Source organism: Bradyrhizobium sp. WYCCWR15520, assembly GCF_056174665.1.
The window spans coordinates 1-2815 of the sequence record NZ_JBWBWM010000124.1; the positions used below are offsets into that span (position 1 = coordinate 1).

Here is a 2815-nt window from a genome sequence, read left to right on the forward strand (position 1 = left end):
CGTACCCGTCCGGCGTAGGCCGCAGACGTCTTCTAATCCTGGCGCCTGAGCAGATGAGGGTTCTCTTTGTGGATCCTGATGAGCTCCATCAAGGTCTCGATCCCAAAGTCGGTGAAGGCCATGACGCCGTCTTCTCCGACACCGTAGACCCAGAGGCGGCCGTCCTCGGCGTCCATTTCGCTGGCGACGTCCGACAGCCAGTCCTCGTCTTCGCCGAGGTCCTGGGCGACGCGATTGATCGTGGTGACGCGATAGACCTTGTTGACGTGCATGGTCATGCCGCTCGGGCTGAGATTGCTGACGCTGACAGGGCCCAATTCCAGGGCAGCAGTTCGTCCAGCCGATGAGCCGGATGGGCGGCGATACGGGCGAGGACGTCAGCCAACCAGGGGATCGACACCGTTCATCTTGGCCGTGACGATCAGGCCGTACATGGCCGCGGCGCGTCGTCCGCCGCGATCGGATCCGCAGAAGAGCCATGACTTTCGCCCAAGAGCGATGCCTCTCAGCCCCCGTTCGGCGGCGTTGTTAGAGAGGCACACGCGCCCATCCTCCAGGAATAGCGTGAAGGCCGCCCATCGCTTCAGGATGTAGTTGAACGCCTTGGCCAGGTCGTGCCCGCGGGAGAGCTTGGCGAGTTGCTCTCGCATATAGACCTGAAGATCCTCCACCAGGGGGCGGCTCAGAGCCTGACGAACCTCCAGGCGCCCCTCGGCACTCTTGCCGTTGATGGACCGCTCGATCTCAAACAGCGCATCGATCCGGCGCACCACCTCGATCGCGATCGGAGAGAGCGCAATTTCCTTTTTGCCGGCGGCCTTGCGCCGCGCATTCTCCTCGATATCGGCCATGGCAAAGAACGGGCGCCGCGCGTGCGACCAACACGCAGCTTCCCGGATCAGTCCAGGATGGCGCCCAGCCAGATAGAGCTGGTTATACCCGTCGTAGGCGTCGGCCTGGAGGATGCCGGCATAGCGGGCCAGATGCGCCTGGGGATGCTCGCCCTTGCGGTCGCGCGAGTAGTGGAACATCGCCGCTGGCGGTCCGGCACCACCAAATGGCCGGTCGTCCCGGACGTAGATCCAACACCGTCCCGTGTCGGTCTTCCCCTTGGCTAGCACCGGCACGGTCGTATCATCGGCATGAAGACGCTCAGCCGCCATGACATGGGCTTCAACCAAGCGAAGCAGGGGATCAAGCGACGTACAGACCGATCCCACGGCGTCGGCCATGGTCGACAACGCGATCGGCACACCTTCGAGAGCGTAGCGCTCGGCCTGACGGTTCAGCGGCTGATGCTGGCCGAACTTCTCAAACATGATCATAGCCAACAGGCTGGGGCCGGCCCATCCCCGTGCGACGGCATGGAACGGCGCCGGCGCCTGGCTGATCTTCTCGCAGTCGCGGCAGCTGAACTTCTCCCGCACCGTCTCGATTACTTTCCACTGACGCGGCACCGATTCCAGCGTCCGGGTCACGTCTTCCCCGAGTTTGCGCAGGCGATTGCTGCCGCAGCACGCGCAAGCCGTCGGCGGATCGATCACCACCCGCTCGCGTGGAAGATGCTCAGGGAATGTCTGGCGCTCGGCGCGCTTGCGCGTAAATCCGCGCACAGTCGTCGTCCTGGCCGCAGCCCGTTCGGCTGCCAATTCGTCTTCCGTGGCGTCGGCTTCCAGCTCTTCGAACGTCAGTGCCAACTGATCGATCAGCCGCGATGATCGCTCCGACCGTTGTCCGTAGATCTGACGCTCGAGCTTGGCGATCCGTAGCTTCTGCTGGGCGATCAGCGCGCTGTCTTCCGAGGCTTTCGCGCGGGCGACCGCGAGTTCCGCTGCAACCTCTAACGCCTTCGCGCGCTCGATCGCCAGCGCCTCTTTCAAGGCAGCAATGTCATCCGGAATCGCTCCGCCATCAGCATCCATGCGAAGCAGTGAATCACAGATTGAATGCGTTGTGACTCCCCAAAATGCCGGCAGCCGCAACTTCTTCGTTCAGCCCGCGCTCGCAGGCCGCCAGCTCAGTTGAGGATTTCTCCAGTCAATGCCTTCGAGCATATAAGCCATCTGTGCCGCTGAGATCGACACCGCGCCGGCCACCGCCGAGGGCCAGATGAACTTTCCACGGTCCAGACGTTTGGCGTAGAGCGACATGCCCAACCCATCATGCCAAAGAATCTTGACCAGATCGCCGCGACGGCCCCGGAAAATATAAAGATCGCCGGCATGAGGATCGCGCTTCAAGCTCTCCTGAACCGTAAGAGCCAGGCTTTGCATGCCGCGGCGCATGTCCGTGTGACCGGTGGCGATCCAGACCCTGACGCCGCTCGGAATCGGGATCATCGCCGCCTCAGAAGCTCAAGCACTCGCTGCAGCGCTTCGGCGTCAACCTCCCGGTCAACGCGCACGCGACAGCCGCCGCCAAGCTCGATCTCGATCATTCCGTTCCTTGGACGCTGCGCAGGAGGCGAAGACGGCTGCGGCCCGAACGTGGGTGCGGGAGCCGGCGTGGAGGCGATCTCGACAGGAACAAGAGCCGGCACGGCCTCGCCGCCCAGGCGGCCCTGGCGCGCTTGCCGACGCCAGGTGAACAGCAGGCTCTGCGCCATTCCATGTCGGCGCGCGACGCCGCACACAGTCTCGCCAGCCTGCAACGTCTCTTCAATCAGACGAACCTTCTCGTCGTAACTCCATCGGCGCCGACGTTCAGCGCCCAAGACCTTCACCTGCATTCGCCACATGACCTTAAGGCTAGACTTAAGGTCAAATCCTCAGACGAACCGCCAAACCGCACAAGGCGGCCTCCGCCGGAGCGATAC

The 2815-nt window shown here is 63.3% G+C and carries 3 protein-coding genes and 1 pseudogene; all 4 read right to left on the minus strand.

Features of this window, described 5'->3' with window-relative positions:
- Positions 1-32 precede the first annotated feature (32 nt).
- On the minus strand, positions 33-278 hold the full coding sequence (locus tag AC0QUY_RS42360) for a hypothetical protein (protein ID WP_202639116.1): 246 nt from the start codon (positions 276-278) through the stop codon (positions 33-35).
- Positions 275-1922 (minus strand): annotated as a pseudogene (gene tnpC, locus AC0QUY_RS42365) (IS66 family transposase). Before tnpC ends, AC0QUY_RS42360 begins: the two are co-directional and overlap by 4 nt.
- Before the next feature lie 69 nt (positions 1923-1991).
- The gene (gene tnpB / locus AC0QUY_RS42370; RefSeq protein ID WP_161851828.1) at positions 1992-2339 is read right to left on the minus strand and encodes an IS66 family insertion sequence element accessory protein TnpB; all 348 of its coding nucleotides are present in this window, start codon (positions 2337-2339) and stop codon (positions 1992-1994) included.
- The gene (gene tnpA / locus AC0QUY_RS42375) at positions 2336-2728 is read right to left on the minus strand and encodes an IS66-like element accessory protein TnpA (RefSeq protein ID WP_475391708.1); all 393 of its coding nucleotides are present in this window, start codon (positions 2726-2728) and stop codon (positions 2336-2338) included. The genes tnpB and tnpA overlap by 4 nt, the downstream gene beginning before the upstream one ends.
- Between the last annotated feature and the right edge of the window lie 87 nt (positions 2729-2815).